The sequence below is a fragment of the Psychroflexus aestuariivivens genome (genome assembly GCF_004010055.1).
Lineage (GTDB): Bacteria > Bacteroidota > Bacteroidia > Flavobacteriales > Flavobacteriaceae > Psychroflexus > Psychroflexus aestuariivivens.
Genome location: NZ_RQVT01000015.1, coordinates 14,261 through 32,847, shown reverse-complemented (window position 1 = coordinate 32,847; position 18,587 = coordinate 14,261). Strand labels below are relative to the sequence as shown.

The window sequence follows — 18,587 nt, the reverse complement described above, 5'->3', positions numbered from 1 at the left end:
TTGTCTTGTTAAAAATAGCACAATCTAAGTGAAATGAAAGTCAAAGTTAATACACTTTTATTAATTTGCTTTAAAAATATAGAGATATGAAATTATACCCAATAGAAACTGGCAATTTCAAGCTTGATGGTGGCGCCATGTTTGGAGTAGTACCAAAATCACTTTGGCAACGCACCAATCCTGCCGACAGCAACAATATGATCGATATCGCAGCAACGAGTTTATTGATAGAAAATGGCGATAAATTAATATTAATCGATACTGGTTTGGGGGACAAACAAAGTGAAAAGTTTTTCAGTTATTACTACCGTTGGGGAGATCACTCTATCGATAAGTCACTCAAAAAACATGGTTTTCATAGAAACGACATTACAGATGTGTTTTTGACGCATCTACATTTTGACCATTGTGGTGGCAGCATTCAATGGAATAAAGATAAAACAGGTTACGAACCAGCTTTCAAAAATGCAAAATTCTGGACAAACGAAGCACATTGGCATTGGGCAATTCACCCTAATGACCGAGAGAAAGCTTCATTTCTAAAGGAAAATCTTTTGCCGATGCAGGAAAGCGGACAATTGCATTTTTTAGAACGTTCCAAACAAAGACACTTTTACGAAGAACTCGGGTTTGAAGTTTTTTTTGCAGACGGTCACACTGATAAACAAATGATTCCTATTATTGATTATAAAGGTGAAAAAATTGTTTTTTCAGCTGACTTACTACCTACTGCAGGACACATTCCTTTACCATTTGTTATGGGATATGACACAAGACCCCTCATAACTTTAGAAGAAAAAAAATTATTCTTAGATGAGGCTGCTTCAAATAATTATTTTATGTTTCTGGAACATGATGCTCATAATGAAATTGTTTCTTTGAAACAGACGGAAAAGGGCGTTCGCCACGATAAGACTTTTACTTTTAATGAATTATTTAATTAATTTTATACAATTACCAAAATGAGAATACAATATTTAAAAAAAATTGCCGGATTTGGAATTACAGCCGGATTATTAATTGGATGTGCAACCGGACCGAAAATCGAATCTCAACCAATACCAAATTTGAATACGGCCAATGCCAAAACAGTAAAACTTTCTGAGGATGAGCTTAAAAATTGGGGCAGCAAAGATTTAGTTCTTGACACAGTTCCTGGAATGAGCGTTGACCGTGCTTACGATCAAATCATCAAAGATTACGAAGGAGAAACCGTCATAGTTGCGGTTTTAGACAGTGGTATTGACATAGAACATGAAGATTTGGAAGGTGTCATTTGGACCAACATCGATGAAATTCCTAATAACGGAATTGATGATGATGAAAATGGTTATGTAGATGATATTCATGGCTGGAATTTTCTAGGTGATATCGTAGAAGAAAATCTTGAGATGACTAGAATCGTCAGAGATTTTCAAGACAAATTTGAAGGTAAGCGCACTTCAGAAATTTCAGCAGAAGAAGCGGATGAATTTGAAATGTATAAGGCTGCAAAAGCTGAGTTAGAAAAAGAAATTCAGGAATCTCAAGGCGCTTTAAACCAATATTCAGCAATGAATAATCAATTGCAAATGGCTGAAGAAAATTTCAAAGATGAGTTAGACACCAATACATTGAGTATAGAAAAACTCAACAATTTTGAAACTGAAGACGAAGCCTTGCAAAACCAAAAAATATTTTTACTGAATATTATGAACAATATTGGTGAAGATTTAGGTGAAGTTCAAGATCGACTGAGTTCTGCAATAGATTATTTTCAAGGCAGAATGGAAACTCATTTTAATTTGGACTTAAATGCCAGAGCCAAAGTTTTAGGCGATGACGAAGATGATTTTTCAACTAAATATTATGGAAACAACGATGTGAGTGGGCCGCAAGAAGATAAAGCTGACGCCAAACACGGAACACATGTTGCTGGAATTATTGCTGCAGAGAGGAAAAACGAAAAAGGAATGAAAGGTGTTGCAGACAATGTTTTAATTATGCCAATTCGTGCAGTACCTGACGGAGATGAGTATGACAAAGACATTGCACTTGGCATCCGCTATGCTGTAGATAATGGCGCCAAAGTAATCAATACATCTTTTGGAAAATATTACTCTGTCCACCCAGAATGGGTTAAAGCGGCAATAAAATATGCAGAAGAAAACGATGTTCTGATTGTAAATGCTGCAGGAAACGAGGGCATCAATTTAGATAAAAAGCAAGTTTATCCAAATGACGAAACCCCTGAAAATTCAGCAAATTTTGTTGATAACTTCATTAATGTTGGTGCAATCACTTCTCAATACGGAGATAAATTGGTATCAGGTTTTTCTAATTATGGAAAAAATAGTGTGGATATATTTGCGCCAGGATCGGAAATCTACGCAACAACACCTTTGAATAAATATGAATTTTTAGGCGGCACCTCTATGGCTTCTCCAAATGTAGCTGGTGTAGCTGCAATGATAAGATCTTTATATCCGAAACTAAGCGCTAAGCAAGTCAAAGATATTCTTATGGAATCAGGATTGACAACAGACCAAGAAGTTATCGTTGGCGGAGATGCCAATGTCGTTAAACCTTTTAGCGAACTTTCTGTATCTGGAAATATGATTAATATGTACAATGCAATAATATTAGCCTCAAAAACTAAATAATTATGAGAAAAATTAGATTTACACTTTTTACAGTATTATGTATTACGACACTCGCTTTTGGTCAAAACAATACCGGATATTGGCAACAATATGTCAATTATGATATGGATATTGACTTTGATGTCAAAAACTATCAATATGAAGGAAAACAGAAGCTTATCTACACTAACAACTCGCCTGACACACTGAAACGGGCATTCTATCATTTGTATTTTAATGCATTTCAACCCAACAGTGAAATGGACATAAGGTCTAGAACGATAGAAGATCCAGACAGTCGCGTCGGTGACCGAATTTCAAAATTGGAAGAAGATGAAATCGGTTTTATCAAAGTTGAAAAATTACTTCAAAACGGCAATGCTTTGAATTACGAAGTAGAAGGAACAGTGCTTGAAGTAGAATTGAACAAACCAATTTTACCAGGACAATCTACAACTTTTTATATGGAATTCAACGGGCAAGTGCCTAAACAAATTCGAAGATCAGGTAGAAACAACGAAGAAGGTATTGAGTTATCTATGACCCAATGGTATCCTAAATTGGCAGAATACGATTTTGAAGGTTGGCATGCCGATCCTTATATAGGAAGAGAGTTCCATGGGGTTTGGGGTGATTTTGATGTTGAAATTAACATCGATAAAGATTATATCCTAGGTGGTTCTGGTTACATTCAAAATCCTAATGAAGTTGGCTATGGTTATGAGGATGCTGGCGTTGACGTTAAGCGTAAAGGGAAAAAATTGACATGGCATTTTATTGCACCAAATGTGCACGATTTCACTTGGGCAGCAGATCGGGATTATATCCATGATAAACTAAAAGCTATAGATGGAACAACGCTACATTTTCTTTATAAGGATAATGATGACATCAAGGAAAATTGGAAAAAATTACAACCCAAAACAGAAGAATTATTAGCATATTTCAATGAAAATATCGGTCAATATCCATACGATCAATACTCCATCATACAGGGCGGTGACGGTGGTATGGAATATGCCATGTGTACTTTAATCACAGGAGAAAGAGAGTTTGAAAGCTTAGTTGGCGTTACTGCACATGAAATGGCTCATGCATGGTTTCAACACATTTTGGCTACAGACGAAGCGCAACACGAATGGATGGATGAAGGTTTTACAACCTACATTTCTACCTTAGCGATGAACGAAATTATGGATCAAGATCAAACACACCCTCTTGAAAATGCCTATAGAGGTTATGTAAGTTTAGCAAATTCAGGATTTGAACAACCACAAACTACACATGCAGATCGATATAAATACAACCAAGCTTATGGAATTTCAGCTTATTCTAAAGGTGCTGTGTTTTTAGCACAACTTGATTATTTGATTGGAAAAGAAAATGTAGAAAAAACTCTGAAACGCTATTTTGACGAATGGCAGTTTAAACATCCAACACCAAATGATTTCATCCGTATTGCTGAAAAAGTTAGCGGTGCAGAGTTAAATTGGTATCTCAACGATTGGACAAGAACAACTAACGTAGTTGACTATGGCATCAAAGATGTTGATACAGAGCCAGAAGTTACAATTATCACTTTAGAACGAATAGGTCAGACACCTATGCCAATTGAAGTCGAAATTACTTACACCAACGGTGATACAGAAATGAAATATATTCCATTAAGAATTATGAGATGGGAAAAAATGATAGATGCTGATATTCTTGAAGATTGGGCTTGGTCATACCCAACTTACAATTTAGAAGTTCCAACAGCAAGATTTGGCGTCTCTAAAATTGAAATTGACCCATCTAAATTAATGGCTGATATAAATCGAAAAAATAATGTAATTGAACTTATTGAAGATTAAGCACTAGTTTGATTTTTACATTATTGTATTAGTTATTAAATTATAAAAATGTTGAGAAAGAATTTTCTCAACATTTTTTTTTGACCGAATTTTAAGGTTTATAAAAACAGCAAGACTACTCTTCATAAATTGTCACTAACATAGAATTTTTTAGCTTTTTTTAGACAATTCAAACCTATTGAAATATCGAGATTTAATTATTTCTTGAATCCAACTTTAATAATGTAAGCTCTATGTTTAATTTGAAAGTGAAATATATGATTATGAATTCCATAACTCAATATTTATAATAGAAGCTGACTTGAATTGTTTTGATTCCCCTGAAGGTTTAATACCAATTTAAACTTCAGAACTAAGTTATAAACACAAAAAACCGCCTCATGATGAGACGGTTTTTCAATTTTAAAAAAATTAAACAATTATAGTGGACTCTGGTTAGTCTTTTTTGCTTTGACGAAACTTCTTAACACCTATAATTCCACCTATTACTAAACCAAGTGCAATTAAACCACTAATTGGTAGTTCAGCATCTTCTACAGAAGAATCAAAACCAGGTGGCAATTGTGCGTAACTTACACAAGTTACAAAGCTTAGTACAAGCCATATCATGTATGGCTTGTACTGCTTTTTATTTAGCTGATTATTATTCATAATTGCTTATTTAATAATTAATTTCTCTTTGTAAGACTGCTTGCCTTGGGTCAACTCTAGAATGTAGACACCAGATGATAATTGACTGGTCTGAACATTTAAGCTACCATTACCATCGACTTTCAAGTTTTTTGTCATCACAGACTGACCTGAAATATTGAATAGCTTCAAGCTTACCTCTTCTCCTGCCAAATGACTGGTTTGAATTGTAAATTCTTGATTAGTCACTGGATTTGGATACACTCTAAAACTGTTTCCAAACTCATCAGAAACACCTAAAGTGATAACTTCAAAACTGATACTGAATCTAGTCATCGATATGCTTTCTGGAATAGAAGAATCTACACTAAAATCGATATAATTGACACCATTATCAAGTACGGTTTGCGTGCCTGTGTAATTGTCGTTCAAAAACACTGTAACATTATCAGTAAAATATGATAAATCAGCTTCAAATGTATAATTGGTGTGTTCGAAATTGTAAGCTGCAATGCTTAATATTTCTCCATCTTGAGGAAGCTCACGATTTTCAATACTTAAGAAATCATTACCATTCAATCTGGCTAAATTTTCAGCCGGATTACCCATTTTTGGCGCATCTTGAAAATCTACAGCATTATTTCCGCTTGACTTAAATCGAATACCAAAAGCATCGAATTCCATTCCACCATCCTGTAAGATTTGGCTTTCGTATAATCTTAAGTTCAATCGTGGCTCATTATCATTAGAGAAAACCGCATTACTGACTTCATTCACATTTTTAGACGTTTCAGAAAAAGTAACAGAAGCAGGTCCATCAGCGATCGTCATAACAAATGCCGCTTGACCAGGCTGCAAATATTGATTGGCTTGAGAAGTTCCAGGGTTCGATCCATCGCTCAAGTCAACTACAACATAAGAACCATCTACATTCATATTAGGATCCCAGACCCAATAAAAGCTTGGCACTACGTTATCAAAAGTAATGCTGCTCGCATCCACTGTCGCTTGGTATGGATTTCCAATAAAACTAAAATTGTTAGCTGTTTCTCCCAAACCACTTGCAACAACATTTCCTATTTTCAAACTTCCTGTTGCTCTCAAGACAGTCGCACTCTCAGCTTCATTATCCGTTAAGTCGATATTTCTATCGCCGCGAACATAAAGACGATAAGGTGTTCCAGCAACCAATGCATCAACATCTGTATTTGTAACATCTGTCCAAGTTTGGGCTGTATTGTCGAATCCAAAAAATGACAAAGTACCAGTTCCTGTTTGGTCAAAACCATTAGAGCCATCGGTACTTCCGGTAATATGAGTACCATAGCCTGATGGCGAGCTACCGCCTTCTTGCCAGTTATCATAAATACTAGCATCTGAATCTACTGCTGAAGTCACAAATCTAAAGCTACGGTTAGCAGGGAAGTATCTTTCTACAGTAACATCTCCTGTAATTGAGAAGCCTGTGGCATCATCTAATTGTGCTGTACTTGAAGCATTGCTCATAAATTTCACATCTGCAGTTAAGTCTGCCTGTAAGCTTAAGACCGCTACTGGTTCAACAACCACATCGTAAGCATCGGTATCTGCAGTAATTACACCAGTCCCATTCTTTATAATAATCCTATTGAAATCGGAAGCAATACCACTAGGGTCTGCAGGTGTCCAAGTTGAGTTATCATAAACGTAACCAATATCTTCTACACTAATACCAAAAGTGCCTTCCGCTGAGCTTCCCCAACGGTCTACCTGAATAGCATAAGTTTCGCCTTCTGTTAAGTCATATACCTCTAATATGGAATTGAAATTAACAGTAGTTCCACCATCTTGATCAAAAGCAAGTTGAGTATAAGTATCAAAATCATCACAACTACCGACTGAATAGACAGCGATTTCTGTATCAATAAATGTACCGCCTGCATAATCTGTAGAAACTCTTACACTTCCTGAAGCAGGAGCTTCAAAAGTAAACCAAACTGTAGCTTCAGCACCATTGTCTAGATTCTCATCTGGTTCTCCAGTTTGAGCACTTGCACCAAGATTAGAAAAAGTATCACCTAAAGGAACATCACCGACAGTTAAAGCAATAGCATTGCAAGGATTGTCGTTAGAAGGCGGGGTCGTAAAACTAGCAGGATCTGACCATGCACTAACTTCTTCTACTCCACAAATTGTTCTTACATAAAAATCAAAAGTAGTCGAACTAGGAGCACCCTCTAGCGATCCTGAATATGATGTCGATTCTACAAGTAAAGTCTCTGTTTCGTCAGGAGATTGTCCACTAAGAACAATAGCTAATTCATAACCACCACCATCTTCAGTTGGTGATGCATCCCAAGATAAATCTAATGAAGAATTAGCAAAATTGACTACAGCTGAAGGATTTCCCGGAGCTAAGCAAGATGGAAGTTCATTAATTTCAATATCATCTATATAAAATGAATAATAAGTACTGTTTTGTCCATGACGAATTGCAAAATGACTATCAGTGCCAGGAAATATATTGAATTCATAATCTTCATATGAAGACGTTTCCAAAGTGATTGTGGAGATAACTGTAAAAGTAGAGGCATCATTAGGATCTGTAATTGTACCAATTTCTAAATCTTGTCCTGAACTACCATCCACACTAAAGTTCACTTGCGCACCCTCTGTTGCTAACTCAGCAATCTCAGGTGAAATCAACATATAATCGCCAGTTAAATCTCCTGAATTATATAATCGAAAAGAATTTACACCAGATTGTGCCGTTGAACTGGAAACATAAGCATAGCCGCTTCCATCATCTATAAAACTCCAACAATCTGGTGCATTGGAATTACTTGTACTTCCAGTGGTAGATGAATCAAAGTTTTCGGAAAAAGGAATAGAAAAAGCTTCACAAGGTGTTGTAAACCTTAACATTTCAGTTGGTTCACTAAATCCACCATTTTCACTACCACAATTGGTTGCTACATATGCGTCGTAAGTAGTATTCGGACTAAGTCCCGTAACAGTTACTGAACTTTGACCAATAAATGTAGTGTTAAAATCTAGTGGAGAATCTACATTATACTCACCTCCTTCATTATAAACCGCCCATAAATATCCGCCTTGTTCAGTTGGAGAGATATCCCATGATAATTCTACAGAATTTGAAGATGGGTCAGCTGATAAATTTTCTGGAGGCAAGCAGTTTGGTATATCTGTGAATTCAATATCATCTATATAAAATGAATAATAAGTACTGTTTTGTCCATGACGAATCGCAAAATGACTATCGGTTACAGGAAATATATTGAATTCATAATCTTCATACGAAGACGTTTCCAAAGTGATTGTGGAGATAACTGTAAAAGTAGAGGCGTCATTAGGATCTGTAATTGTACCGATTTCTAAATCTTGTCCTGAACTGCCATCCACACTAAAGTTCACTTGCACACCATCGGTTGTTAACTCAGCAATTTCAGGTGAAATCAACATATAATCTCCAGTTGAATCTCCTGAATTATATAATCGAAAAGAATTTACACCAGACTGTGCCGTTGAACTGGAAACATAAGCATAACCGGTTCCACTATCTATAAAACTCCAACAATCTGGTGCATTGGAATTACTTGTGCTTCCTGTAGTAGATGAATCAAAGTTTTCGGAAAAAGGAATAGAAAAAGCTTCGCAAGGTGTTGAAAAACTATGTGCATTAGACCACGCACTATCTTCCTCGCTACCACAATTACTCCGTACAAAAGCATCATAATCCATATTAGGATTCAAACCTGTAGCGTTTACTGTAAAAACACCATTAGCTACACTTCCTGTTGCAACAGCAGAGGCAGCATCTGCAGCATCGCCACTTGCCATAACTACCCACTCGTAACCATTAGTAGCTGTGCTAGGGCTTTCTTCATCCCAACTTAATGTTGCAGAATTTTGACTTAACTCTGAAGCGGTTAGATTGGTAGGTTTAAAACAACTAGGAATTGGTTCCCATACAATATCATCTAAATAAACGTAGTCGTAAGTGTTTGGAAAAGTAGATTTAAAAACTATATAATCATCTGTTGTAGATTGATCAAAATTAATAATAAATTCTTGATAAGTATCCGTCAAACTGACTGATTGTACTGATGTAAAAGTAGCAGCATCAGATGGGTCACTCATCGTTCCTACTTCTAAAATACCATCAGAATTTCTACCATAAAATTTTAATCGATGGGTATCATTTGGTAAATCTGTCAGTTCTGGTGTAACTAAGTAAAATACAGCTTCTGAATCACCTGAATTGTACATTCTAAAATGATTAGCTCCAGAATTTGGTGATGAAAAATTATAAATATCTGCTGAAGCGAAACCACTAGTTGTTTGAGCTACAACACTCCAACAAACAGGAACTGTATCGACTGCATCATCATCAAAATTTTCTATAAAATCTCCAAATGCAGTACATGCTGTAGTAAAACTTTCTGCACTAGACCATTCGCTTGTTAATTCACCACAAAGAGTTCTTACATAAACATCATAGTCTGTAGCTGAATCTAATTCAGATACTGTAGCAGAATTCGAAGTTTCTAACACTGGCGTGCCAGTTTCTACAGCATCGCCACTTGGCACAACCACATATTCATAACCGCCTTCTGATGATTCTGAAGTATCCCAAGATAGATCTGCTGTGGAAATCGTGATATTTTCTGTACTTAAGTTTGACGCCACTGTACAACTCGGTGTTTCCCTAACTCTAAAGTTATCGATAAACAAGTCATGGTCACTTGCAGTTGGAGCACTAGCAATGGCATAAAAACCAACCTGAATCACGCCCGAATAACTTGTCAAATCAATGATTTCACTATCTCCTGTGTTAGAAGGCTCTGAACCCGCAGTGTAAGTCATTAAATTAGTCCAAGTCTGACCATCATCTGTTGTAATCATCACACCAACCTCTTCATCTTCACTAAAAGATGCAGCCGAAGTTGAGTTATAAGCTGTAAGAGCAATATCATATTCCAGTTGGTGATCACCTGCATTTCCAATATTAATACTTTGACTAATTAGCCATTGTGCAGTTGTATTGGTATACATATTATATCTTGCTGCTCCTGTAGTTCCGTTATTAGCAAAACCATCTGATCCCCAAGAGGATGAGCCAAAAGTAGAAGGAGCGATATTGTCACCAGTAGCTTCTGTCCAGCAATCATTTAAATAAGTAGTGAAATCTTCTATATAGTCTGTTTCTGCTACCACACATGCTGTGGTAAAACTTTCTGCACTAGACCAGTCGCTTGTTTCTTCACCACAAAGCGTTCTGACATAAACATCATAAGCTGTATTCGAAGACAATTCTGAAACTGTGACTGAAGTTGAAGCTTCAGCCACTGAAGTGCCGGTTTCTACTCCATCTCCACTTAGGACAATCACATATTCATAACCACCGTCTTCTGTTGAAGAAGCATCCCAAGTTACGTCTGCGGATGTAGATGTAACATTTGAAATTGTAAGGTTTTCTGGTACTAAACACGAAGGACACTCAGCAATAATAGCGGTTGGAATCGATGTTTCTTCACCAGAACCTACTACAGTCCCGTTCACGTTCTTGATTTCATAAGATGTTTCGTAACCATAGCTTCCACCACCATTCCATATTGTTGTGATTTCATCACCAGTTTCAACAGAGAATGATATTTCATTAAAATCTCCTCCATTATCAGAGGCTGATACTGTAACATCGCTTAAAACGACAACACCATTTACTGATACATCCATGGTATTACCATTCCAGCCATCACCATATGAATCTTCCATAAGTAATGTGTAATTACATTGCGCATAGCCAGAATAGCTAACTAGAGCCATAAACATGGCTAAGCAAAATAATCTTAGTAATTTAATTTTCATAATTCTTAGTTTTAATTAGTAATCAAGCGTTAAAATATATTTACAACCTAATGTTAACCAAACATTAAAGATTAAGCTCAAATTAACGAAATATAAAGTTAATTTGCAAATAGAATATACTTTAAAGCATTGTTTATTAAAATAATACATATAAAAAGGATGTTTAAGCCTTCATAAAACAAGCTATACTGACCAAAAAATAAATTATTTTATTTAATTAATATTAACAACAGTTCACCTTATAAAAATTTGGAAATCGGAAATGTAATTTGTGAAAAATTAGAAAAAATTCAGCATTGAAGTGAGGCATATTTTAAAATAGCGAATTTCTATAATGATAACTTCTAAGAATAAAATTCATAAGATTCGTTTCAGCTTATTGAACTGAAATGAATTGAAAAACGCTTTGAAGGAATAGAAATAAAAACAAGAATTAGTTCTGCCCATGAATTCGGTACAAGAATTATTCATAAGCTTTCTAAGTAAGGATACTTAAACAATTATGAGGTAAGTCAAAAAAAAACTTAACACGAAAACCTGTAACAAATTAATGCTACAGGTTGAAAAATTTAATAAGAAAAAACTAACTTATTTTTTCAGCTTTTTTACACCGATAATTCCACCGACAACAAGTCCCAGTGCAACTAAACCACTAATCGGCAGTTCTGCATCTTCTACTGAAGAATCAAAACCAGGAGGTAATTGCGCATAACTAGCAGTGGTTATTAAGGTTAAAACAGCCAAAATCATGGCATTTCGAAATTTAGTAGTTTTAGATAGGTTTTTCATTATTTCTGATTTATATTTTATTTTGTTCTAAATAGTATAAGTTTTAAAGCATACAAAGTTAAAAAAAAATTCAAATTAGTTTAAACTTATAATGCTTTGTAAAGGTAAACAAATTTATTGAGTTCATGTTAATTCAGTATTAAACTTAGGAAAATCGTAGCAAATCAGGCTAAAAAAAGCTGTTAAATTTAAATTTTACAAAAATAAAATCTTTTAATTTAATGATTTTCGGACACTTTTGGAAGCCACATAAGAAGCTATAATTCCTAGTGTAGAAATGGTTATAAATACTATTACCAAATTCTTAATTTCCAAGACTACTGGATACGACAAATTTGGTGTTATCATAATCCACTTAAACCAAATCTGAGTCAAAACCAATATGACACCTAATAGCAAACCTAAACCGCCACCTAATACGGTCATCAAACTGCCTTGAAAAAAGAAAATACGCTGAATGGATAAGTTCGTAAGCCCTAAATGCTGTAGCGTTCTTGAGTTTTGTCTTTTGTCTAGAATCGCCATGATAATTGAACCAATAACGTTGAACAAAGCGATAATCACAACCAAAGTAAAAATAAGATAAACCGCCAAATTTTCAGTATTCAACATTTTGTACAAACTGTCATTCAATTCTATGCGATCTTTTACCTCAACTTGGTTATCGAAAATAGATTTCAATTTGGTTTTTACGGCGGTCAAATCTTGTTCTGGATCAATTTTCAACTCAAGCCCGGACACTTCATTAGCTTTCATTTTCAATAAATTTCGGGCAAATTCAATATCTGTAAAAGCAAATTTCTTATCTAGTTCTTCATTGATAGAATAAATTCCAACCACAGTTGCATTCGCAGTACGGAAGGCATCACGCACGTCCATAATTTGCCCCTTGCCAGGTTTTGGAACATAGAATTTCAAAACTGCAGAATAATCACGAATGCCAGTTGACAACTTGCGAGACAAGTCATTGCCTAAAGCGACTTGGTAAGGGTTATCTCCGATCCATTCACCTAAAAAAATACTGTTTTCAATCGAATTGACATTAGAGTAAGCTGAATCTACGCCTTTGATAAATGCAGGAATCTTTTTATTTTTAAAACTCAGCAAGACGCGCTCTTCAACAACTTCAGAATAGTTGATTACAGCGTCATATTCTTTCAGAGCTTGATGTTGTTTGTCATCGACTAGAAAACTTTTGCCACTTGCGGGGAGCACTTTCAAATCTGGATCGAATTTGTTTGTAAATGACAAACTAAACTCCTTTAAACCAGAAAAGGCAGACAAAACTACAAACAAAGCCAATGCGCCAGTCATAACACCAATAGCAGCAATACCAGTTATGATATTGATGGCATTATTTGTGCTTTTAGAAAATAGATAACGCTTGGCGATGTAAAGAGAAACCTTCAACTTTTTTTACGCTTGTCTAGTAAATCAGGATTTTTAATCGGGTTATCTTTCCCCTTAAAAGCTTGTTCCAAATCGTTGATGTATTCAATAGAATCATCGTTATAAAAACTCAACTCAGGCATACGTCGCAACTGATTCTTAGTACGTTGTGCGATTTGGTGTTTAATTTTCGGTTTCAATTGGCTGATTTCTTCAACCACAGCTTCAGCTCTGTCAGAAGGAAAAATACTTAAGTGCGCTCTAGCTTGAAGCAAGTCTGGCGTCACACGGACTTTCGTGACTGAAACGATCAAATTTGAAGTGCCAGCCGATTTCAGTTCCAACTGTATGACTTCGGCTAAATCTTTTTGGATAATGCCGGCTATTTTTTTTTGTCTATTAGATTCCATTTTGCAAAGGTAAAATTTTAAGTTGTGATACATTTGTAAAAATACCATATTCAGTTAAAATGAAAAAAATAGAACACATTGGCATTGCCGTCAACAATTTAGAGGAAGCTGCAAAAACGTATGAATTACTTATGAATGAAGCACCTTACAAAACAGAACATGTGGAAAGTGAAGGTGTCGCCACGATGTTTTTCAAATCTGGCGAAAGCAAGATTGAATTGTTGGCAGCTACAAATGATGACAGTCCCATTGCTAAATTTATAGACAAAAAAGGAGAAGGTATTCACCATATCGCATTTGCTGTCAGTGATATTGAAACTGAAATTAAAACTCTGGAAGATAAAGGCTTTCAATTACTAAATAAAACGGCTAAAAAAGGTGCCGACAACAAAATGATTGCTTTTCTCCACCCAAAATCAAATCATGGTGTTCTGGTAGAGTTATGTCAAGAAATTGAGTAATATATTTTGAAAATAGTTTTGGCGGATATTAAACTTATCCTTATTTTTGCAACCTCTAACGAAATAAAAATTAATTTTTTGTTTCTGGTCCCATAGCTCAGCTGGTTAGAGCACCTGACTCATAATCAGGTGGCCCTTGGTTCGAGTCCAAGTGGGACCACTTTTTAAACCCTAAATCGCTTGTTTTTCAGTGCTTTAGGGTTTTTTAATTTCTAAATTGTACGATTATTATATGAATTATATGGTCAGTATTAAAAGTTGGGGTTTTTTAATTCAAAATCAGCAACTTTGACATTGTATTTTTATGTTCAAGTAAAATGTGGAAAACCACACAATGCAATCGTGCGGTAGCTGAGTATTATTTTTTAATAACTTTTATGACATCTTCACCCTTACTTGAAAATAAAGAGACGAAATAAATCCCTGAATCGAAATTAGTGAAATCAATATAAAAGCTGGTTAAATCGTCAATTAAAAGTGTATTCACTGTTTGACCTGTAAAAGAGCTTATTGTAACTTTTTCAATATTTTGATGAGATGAAATATTTAATCGGTTATCAACAGGATTAGGATAATATTTAACCGGTATTTTATTATCAAATTCATCTAAGCTTAGATTATTAATTGTAAATGTTTGTTCAACAGAAAACAAAGAACCTTCATATTGATTATCTATAGATTGCACCGCCCAATAGTAAGTTCCATTAGGTAGATTCTCTAAAACTGCCAGACCCTTATACTGTGAGTTCCCTATACTAACAACTTTTCTGTAGCCTGTATTCAAATTCGACATTGGACTAACGACATCTGTCGTTCCTAAAGCTGTTCCTACATAAATATTATAAGTTAATTGATTTGCTGGCGATTCATCATCTGTAGAATCACTCCAATTCAAAACTACATCAGAGGCTGTAACGCTGGAAGATAGATTTTGAGGTGGATTAGGAATTGTATTTTGGATACCTGATTGATTGGTATATGTATTAGAAACATTACTCTCTAGAACGAAAATATCTGTATCATGATCATTATCAAAATCTCCTATTTCAATAGCATTGAAAGCATTATTTAAGATTCCGGTTGTTGTATTTTCTGCCAATGACAAATTACCACTATTCTCAAAAATTGAAGTTGAAAACAATAATTGAGTATATGGCTGTAATCTTCCAGAGACTAAGAAATCCAATTCTCCATTTCCAGTATAATCTGCAGACACAATATTTGCAAAGTCTCCAACCGAGGTTAAACCAATTGAAGTGTTTTCATTAAAAATAAAACTTCCCGTATTTAAATACATTTTAGTAGAATCACCTGTATCTGTAGAACCATTTTTAATGACATCTATAAAACCATTCCCATCAAAATCTCTCAACTCTAGATCACCATTAAAATACCCCTCAAGACTTGTTTGAAAAGTAAAACTGAAATCGCCATTGTTTTCATAAATTTCTAAGTGACTAGTAAAATTAGGTGAATTCAAACCTCCTGTTACAATATCATTATCACCATCGTTATCTATATCTGCAAAAACAATACTCCCTTGACTTAAAGGCAAAAATGATTGACTCATTTCTGTAAAATTATTATTACCATCATTTCTATACAAGTAAGCATATTCATTAAAACCCTCAGAATTTCCCATGAGCAGCAAGTCTAAATCACCATCATTATCTAAATCACCCCAAGCAAACTGATTGTTTATAATATTATCAGCAAATGCGAACGGTATTTCTGTAAAAACATTAGAATTGTTTTGATAAAGTCTTGATTTACTTGTTCCAGACTCTACTAATCCCGAAATAAAAATATCTAAGTCGTTATCATTATCATAATCTATAAACTCTACTTGCCCATTTCTATAGTTATCATTAAATGTTATTGGACTTAATGTGAAATTACCTGTCCCATCATTATTATACACTAATGTGTAATTCGTCCCTGAATTGAAACCCATTATAATGATATCCAAATCACCATCATTATCATAGTCTCCAACATCAGAACTTGAAGCCACTAGTGTTTCAAAAATCATTTCACATGAAGGTAGAAAGTTTTGAGAATACATATTTGTAAACGCAACAAAAAAAGTAATGAGAAATATTTTTTGATTCATGTGGAGTTTTTAGGTTAACAATATGGCTCTAAGTTGATTTGGTTGGGTAAGATATAAAAGTTAATTTTTTACATAACAAATTCACAAGAAACATTTTTCAAACTCAAGCTAACTTAATAACTTAGCCGTTAGTGTGTAGCGTTTTTTTATTTCTTTTTCAATTTAATCGAAGGTTTTTGACTTGAAATCATTTCATTTAAATGAGCATTTCTTTCAGCTTTGAGTGTTTTGAAGAATTCAGTTATGTCATCTCCGTAACTTCTCTTTGAGTAGGCAAGAACGGCAATTCCTTTATCTTTCTTTTTCAAGTCAACTTGTCTGTAGTGATAGACATTAAACTCAACAATTGTCATTTCATCATCATTACTTTCTCCGAGTAAAAAATCAACTATAAATTCTTTTCCATCAGGACTTTCAGTTACTTGATAATTACAAACTGGGTCTGTTTTTTTCCGTTCTTCTAATTCACTAACTTTTTGACTAACAGCACCTTCTAGGTCAATATCTGTGTCAAAAAGATGAATCGTCAACATCTGATTGAAGCTTTCAAGTGATTCGTCTTTGGGTAAGTATTCTTGAATGTAATATTCGTCGTTTGGCTTGTCGCTCCACTTCAAATGGAAATCTGTCTTGTTGAATGTTAATGGTCCTTTTACTGACAGATAATCTTCAACCTTGTCTACTGTGAATGCAAAGAGAATCAATGAGGATAATGCGAATACTAATGATTTCATGATGTTGTTTTTTATATGCTTTATACGTTTAGGCTATTTGTAGTTGCATGGTTTAGCGGTTAGTTTAGCAAGTACACACCAAACTTAAAATCCGCGAGGATTTTTAGAATTAGGCAGAAACAAGCAATTATTTAAAGTCATTATTGGAAAACGTTATTAATTTTCTTCAGTTTCTAATTTGGGAATAATTTCATTTCCATTCCATTCTAAAATTCTACGAGTGGTTTTGGATTCAGTCCATTCCGTTTCATAATCTTTAGTTTCTCCAACCTCACTTTTGTAAACTATTTTTCCCTTTATTCCATCTTCTTCATTTGGGAAAATATAATCCTCGAAAAACCAATATAAGTCAGCGTCAGCAACTTGCGTATAATCAATTGCTTTTTGTATGTCGTTGCCATCATAAAACAAATAAATTCCACCGCCGTTTACTCCGCAAGATTCTGCTAAATAGTCGATTTGAAATATACTTTTTATATTTTCAAGTCCTTTATTTCCAGTCGCTTTTATTGAAAACTCGCCAGTCATAAGTTGAGAAATATTCTCCTTAAAATCCAAACCGTTTTCCAAAACCCTTGTTTTAACAAACAATTTAAGTCCGTCTTTTTTCAAGGATACTAAATAAGTTAAATTTCCATTGGTAGCTTTGTCAAGTGAGATCAGGTTTCCAAGTACGAATCCAACTTTATCGTTTGTTTTTACTTTGTACCAAGGTGATTCAATTCCGTCAAATTCCATTTTAGATTCTGACTTTTCTATAATCTCTATTTGCTCATCAATTTTTAAAAGAGTCAAAACATTAGATTCAGTATTTGGTTGGTCTCGAAGTTTAACATCGTTACCAAACATATATGCAACTTCTCCTTCTTTAAATTCAAAATTTTCATATAGATATTTGGTTTCTTGAGCAAATCCTATTTTAAAAATTATAAGAAACATTATTAGTATTAGTTTGTTCATTTTCATAATAAATGTCAACGTTTTTATGAATGGCTTGTTGGTTGAAAATTAGTCATTATTTTTCAATTTCCGATTTTAACTCCCAGAAAATCCAGAAAACTTCGATTTCAGTCACGAACTCCGCAATGATCTTTAAAGTATTGCTAGCAGTGTTTTATTCAGGAAACAAGAATAATATGAAGAATTTGTAAACCCTAATATTTTTTAGTTTACAAATTCTATTTTTTCCTTCTTGTCATAAAAATAAGTCTTTAAATTGGCTCATTAATAACCAAGGTATTTGCAAATCTATCATGCCAACCTCTTTTTTTCTTATCAAATAGAACATTCAAGAATCCAAGTCCAATAATTGCATATGAAATAAACTTGAATAGGTTTCTGGCTATTGACTTTTTTAATGATATTCGATTTCCGTTCTCGTCCGTAACTTGAATATTCATCATTTGTTTTCCAAGTGTTCCTTGCGCTGTCGAGCAGTCCACAATGATTGAATAAATAATCCAAACGCCGATAAGACTACTTTTACTCAAAACCCAATTCTTAGTGTTGCCTGTTACAAACGGTTCGGCTTTATTAAAAAACAAGGTGTTGCTGAAATCTGGAAAACCTGTTTTAATAACGAATATCAAGATAGTAAGTATGAAAAAATCAATTAAGGCTGCATATAGCCTAATGGTAAAGGTTGCAGTCGAAAATGTATGTGATGTCCTAAGCATTGTTTATTTTTTTGTCGAGTCAATCATTTTAAATTGAAAACTT

At 34.4% G+C, this 18,587-nt stretch carries 13 protein-coding genes and 1 tRNA gene; 5 read left to right on the top strand and 9 right to left on the bottom strand.

Annotated elements, in window-relative coordinates; all coding sequences use genetic code 11:
• Positions 1-86 precede the first annotated feature (86 nt).
• Genes EIG86_RS02605 through EIG86_RS02595 form a run of 3 tightly spaced genes read left to right on the top strand, consistent with a single transcriptional unit; the run spans position 87 to position 4,474 of the window.
• The gene (locus tag EIG86_RS02605) at positions 87-944 is read left to right on the top strand and encodes an MBL fold metallo-hydrolase (RefSeq protein ID WP_127844593.1); all 858 of its coding nucleotides are present in this window, start codon (positions 87-89) and stop codon (positions 942-944) included.
• A gap of 18 nt (positions 945-962) precedes the next feature.
• A complete protein-coding gene (locus EIG86_RS02600) occupies positions 963-2,642 on the top strand; it encodes a S8 family peptidase (protein ID WP_127844592.1) in 1,680 nt (559 codons plus the stop codon).
• Positions 2,643-2,644: 2 nt separating this feature from the next.
• Complete coding sequence (locus EIG86_RS02595; protein ID WP_127844591.1) at positions 2,645-4,474, top strand: M1 family metallopeptidase; 1,830 nt, start codon at positions 2,645-2,647, stop codon at positions 4,472-4,474.
• Positions 4,475-4,909: 435 nt separating this feature from the next.
• Here the strand turns inward: EIG86_RS02595 and EIG86_RS02590 are convergent, their stop codons facing one another.
• From EIG86_RS02590 to rbfA, 5 genes are all read right to left on the bottom strand, one after another.
• Complete coding sequence (locus EIG86_RS02590) at positions 4,910-5,083, bottom strand: hypothetical protein (protein WP_240032160.1); 174 nt, start codon at positions 5,081-5,083, stop codon at positions 4,910-4,912.
• A 48-nt stretch (positions 5,084-5,131) separates the two neighbouring features.
• Positions 5,132-10,972: a fibronectin type III domain-containing protein gene (locus EIG86_RS02585; RefSeq protein ID WP_127844589.1), complete on the bottom strand. Its 5,841-nt coding sequence runs from the start codon at positions 10,970-10,972 to the stop codon at positions 5,132-5,134.
• A 588-nt stretch (positions 10,973-11,560) separates the two neighbouring features.
• Entirely contained in the window at positions 11,561-11,761 is a 201-nt protein-coding gene (locus EIG86_RS02580) for a hypothetical protein (protein WP_127844588.1), read from the bottom strand.
• Positions 11,762-11,974: 213 nt separating this feature from the next.
• Positions 11,975-13,171 (bottom strand): ABC transporter permease, encoded by a 1,197-nt coding sequence (locus tag EIG86_RS02575; protein ID WP_127844587.1) that lies wholly within the window; start codon positions 13,169-13,171, stop codon positions 11,975-11,977.
• On the bottom strand, positions 13,168-13,560 hold the full coding sequence (gene rbfA, locus EIG86_RS02570; RefSeq protein WP_127844586.1) for a 30S ribosome-binding factor RbfA: 393 nt from the start codon (positions 13,558-13,560) through the stop codon (positions 13,168-13,170). The genes EIG86_RS02575 and rbfA overlap by 4 nt, the downstream gene beginning before the upstream one ends.
• A gap of 59 nt (positions 13,561-13,619) precedes the next feature.
• On the opposite strand from rbfA, the gene mce reads away from it, so the two are divergent.
• Together mce and EIG86_RS02560 are read left to right on the top strand one after the other, a co-directional pair.
• Complete coding sequence (mce, locus tag EIG86_RS02565; RefSeq protein ID WP_127844585.1) at positions 13,620-14,021, top strand: methylmalonyl-CoA epimerase; 402 nt, start codon at positions 13,620-13,622, stop codon at positions 14,019-14,021.
• Positions 14,022-14,107: 86 nt separating this feature from the next.
• A tRNA-Ile gene (locus EIG86_RS02560) sits at positions 14,108-14,181 on the top strand.
• Between the two features lie 198 nt (positions 14,182-14,379).
• Here EIG86_RS02560 and EIG86_RS02555 read toward each other — a convergent pair.
• The 4 genes from EIG86_RS02555 to EIG86_RS02540 form a co-directional block, all read right to left on the bottom strand.
• Positions 14,380-16,134, bottom strand: a complete 1,755-nt coding sequence (locus tag EIG86_RS02555) for a T9SS type A sorting domain-containing protein (protein ID WP_127844584.1) — start codon at positions 16,132-16,134, stop codon at positions 14,380-14,382.
• A gap of 146 nt (positions 16,135-16,280) precedes the next feature.
• Positions 16,281-16,868, bottom strand: a complete 588-nt coding sequence (locus EIG86_RS02550) for a hypothetical protein (protein WP_127844583.1) — start codon at positions 16,866-16,868, stop codon at positions 16,281-16,283.
• A 156-nt stretch (positions 16,869-17,024) separates the two neighbouring features.
• On the bottom strand, positions 17,025-17,807 hold the full coding sequence (locus EIG86_RS02545; RefSeq protein ID WP_157983108.1) for an SH3 domain-containing protein: 783 nt from the start codon (positions 17,805-17,807) through the stop codon (positions 17,025-17,027).
• Between the two features lie 272 nt (positions 17,808-18,079).
• The gene (locus tag EIG86_RS02540; protein ID WP_127844581.1) at positions 18,080-18,544 is read right to left on the bottom strand and encodes an RDD family protein; all 465 of its coding nucleotides are present in this window, start codon (positions 18,542-18,544) and stop codon (positions 18,080-18,082) included.
• Positions 18,545-18,587 lie beyond the last annotated feature (43 nt).

Coding starts and splice junctions, on each gene's coding strand:
- EIG86_RS02605 (WP_127844593.1), top strand. CDS start 87: ATGAAATTATACCCAATAGAAACTGGCAATTTCAAGCTTGATGGTGGC.
- EIG86_RS02600 (WP_127844592.1), top strand. CDS start 963: ATGAGAATACAATATTTAAAAAAAATTGCCGGATTTGGAATTACAGCC.
- EIG86_RS02595 (WP_127844591.1), top strand. CDS start 2,645: ATGAGAAAAATTAGATTTACACTTTTTACAGTATTATGTATTACGACA.
- EIG86_RS02590 (WP_240032160.1), bottom strand. CDS start 5,083: ATGATATGGCTTGTACTAAGCTTTGTAACTTGTGTAAGTTACGCACAA.
- EIG86_RS02585 (WP_127844589.1), bottom strand. CDS start 10,972: ATGAAAATTAAATTACTAAGATTATTTTGCTTAGCCATGTTTATGGCT.
- EIG86_RS02580 (WP_127844588.1), bottom strand. CDS start 11,761: ATGAAAAACCTATCTAAAACTACTAAATTTCGAAATGCCATGATTTTG.
- rbfA (WP_127844586.1), bottom strand. CDS start 13,560: ATGGAATCTAATAGACAAAAAAAAATAGCCGGCATTATCCAAAAAGAT.
- mce (WP_127844585.1), top strand. CDS start 13,620: ATGAAAAAAATAGAACACATTGGCATTGCCGTCAACAATTTAGAGGAA.
- EIG86_RS02555 (WP_127844584.1), bottom strand. CDS start 16,134: ATGAATCAAAAAATATTTCTCATTACTTTTTTTGTTGCGTTTACAAAT.
- EIG86_RS02550 (WP_127844583.1), bottom strand. CDS start 16,868: ATGAAATCATTAGTATTCGCATTATCCTCATTGATTCTCTTTGCATTC.
- EIG86_RS02545 (WP_157983108.1), bottom strand. CDS start 17,807: ATGTTTCTTATAATTTTTAAAATAGGATTTGCTCAAGAAACCAAATAT.
- EIG86_RS02540 (WP_127844581.1), bottom strand. CDS start 18,544: ATGCTTAGGACATCACATACATTTTCGACTGCAACCTTTACCATTAGG.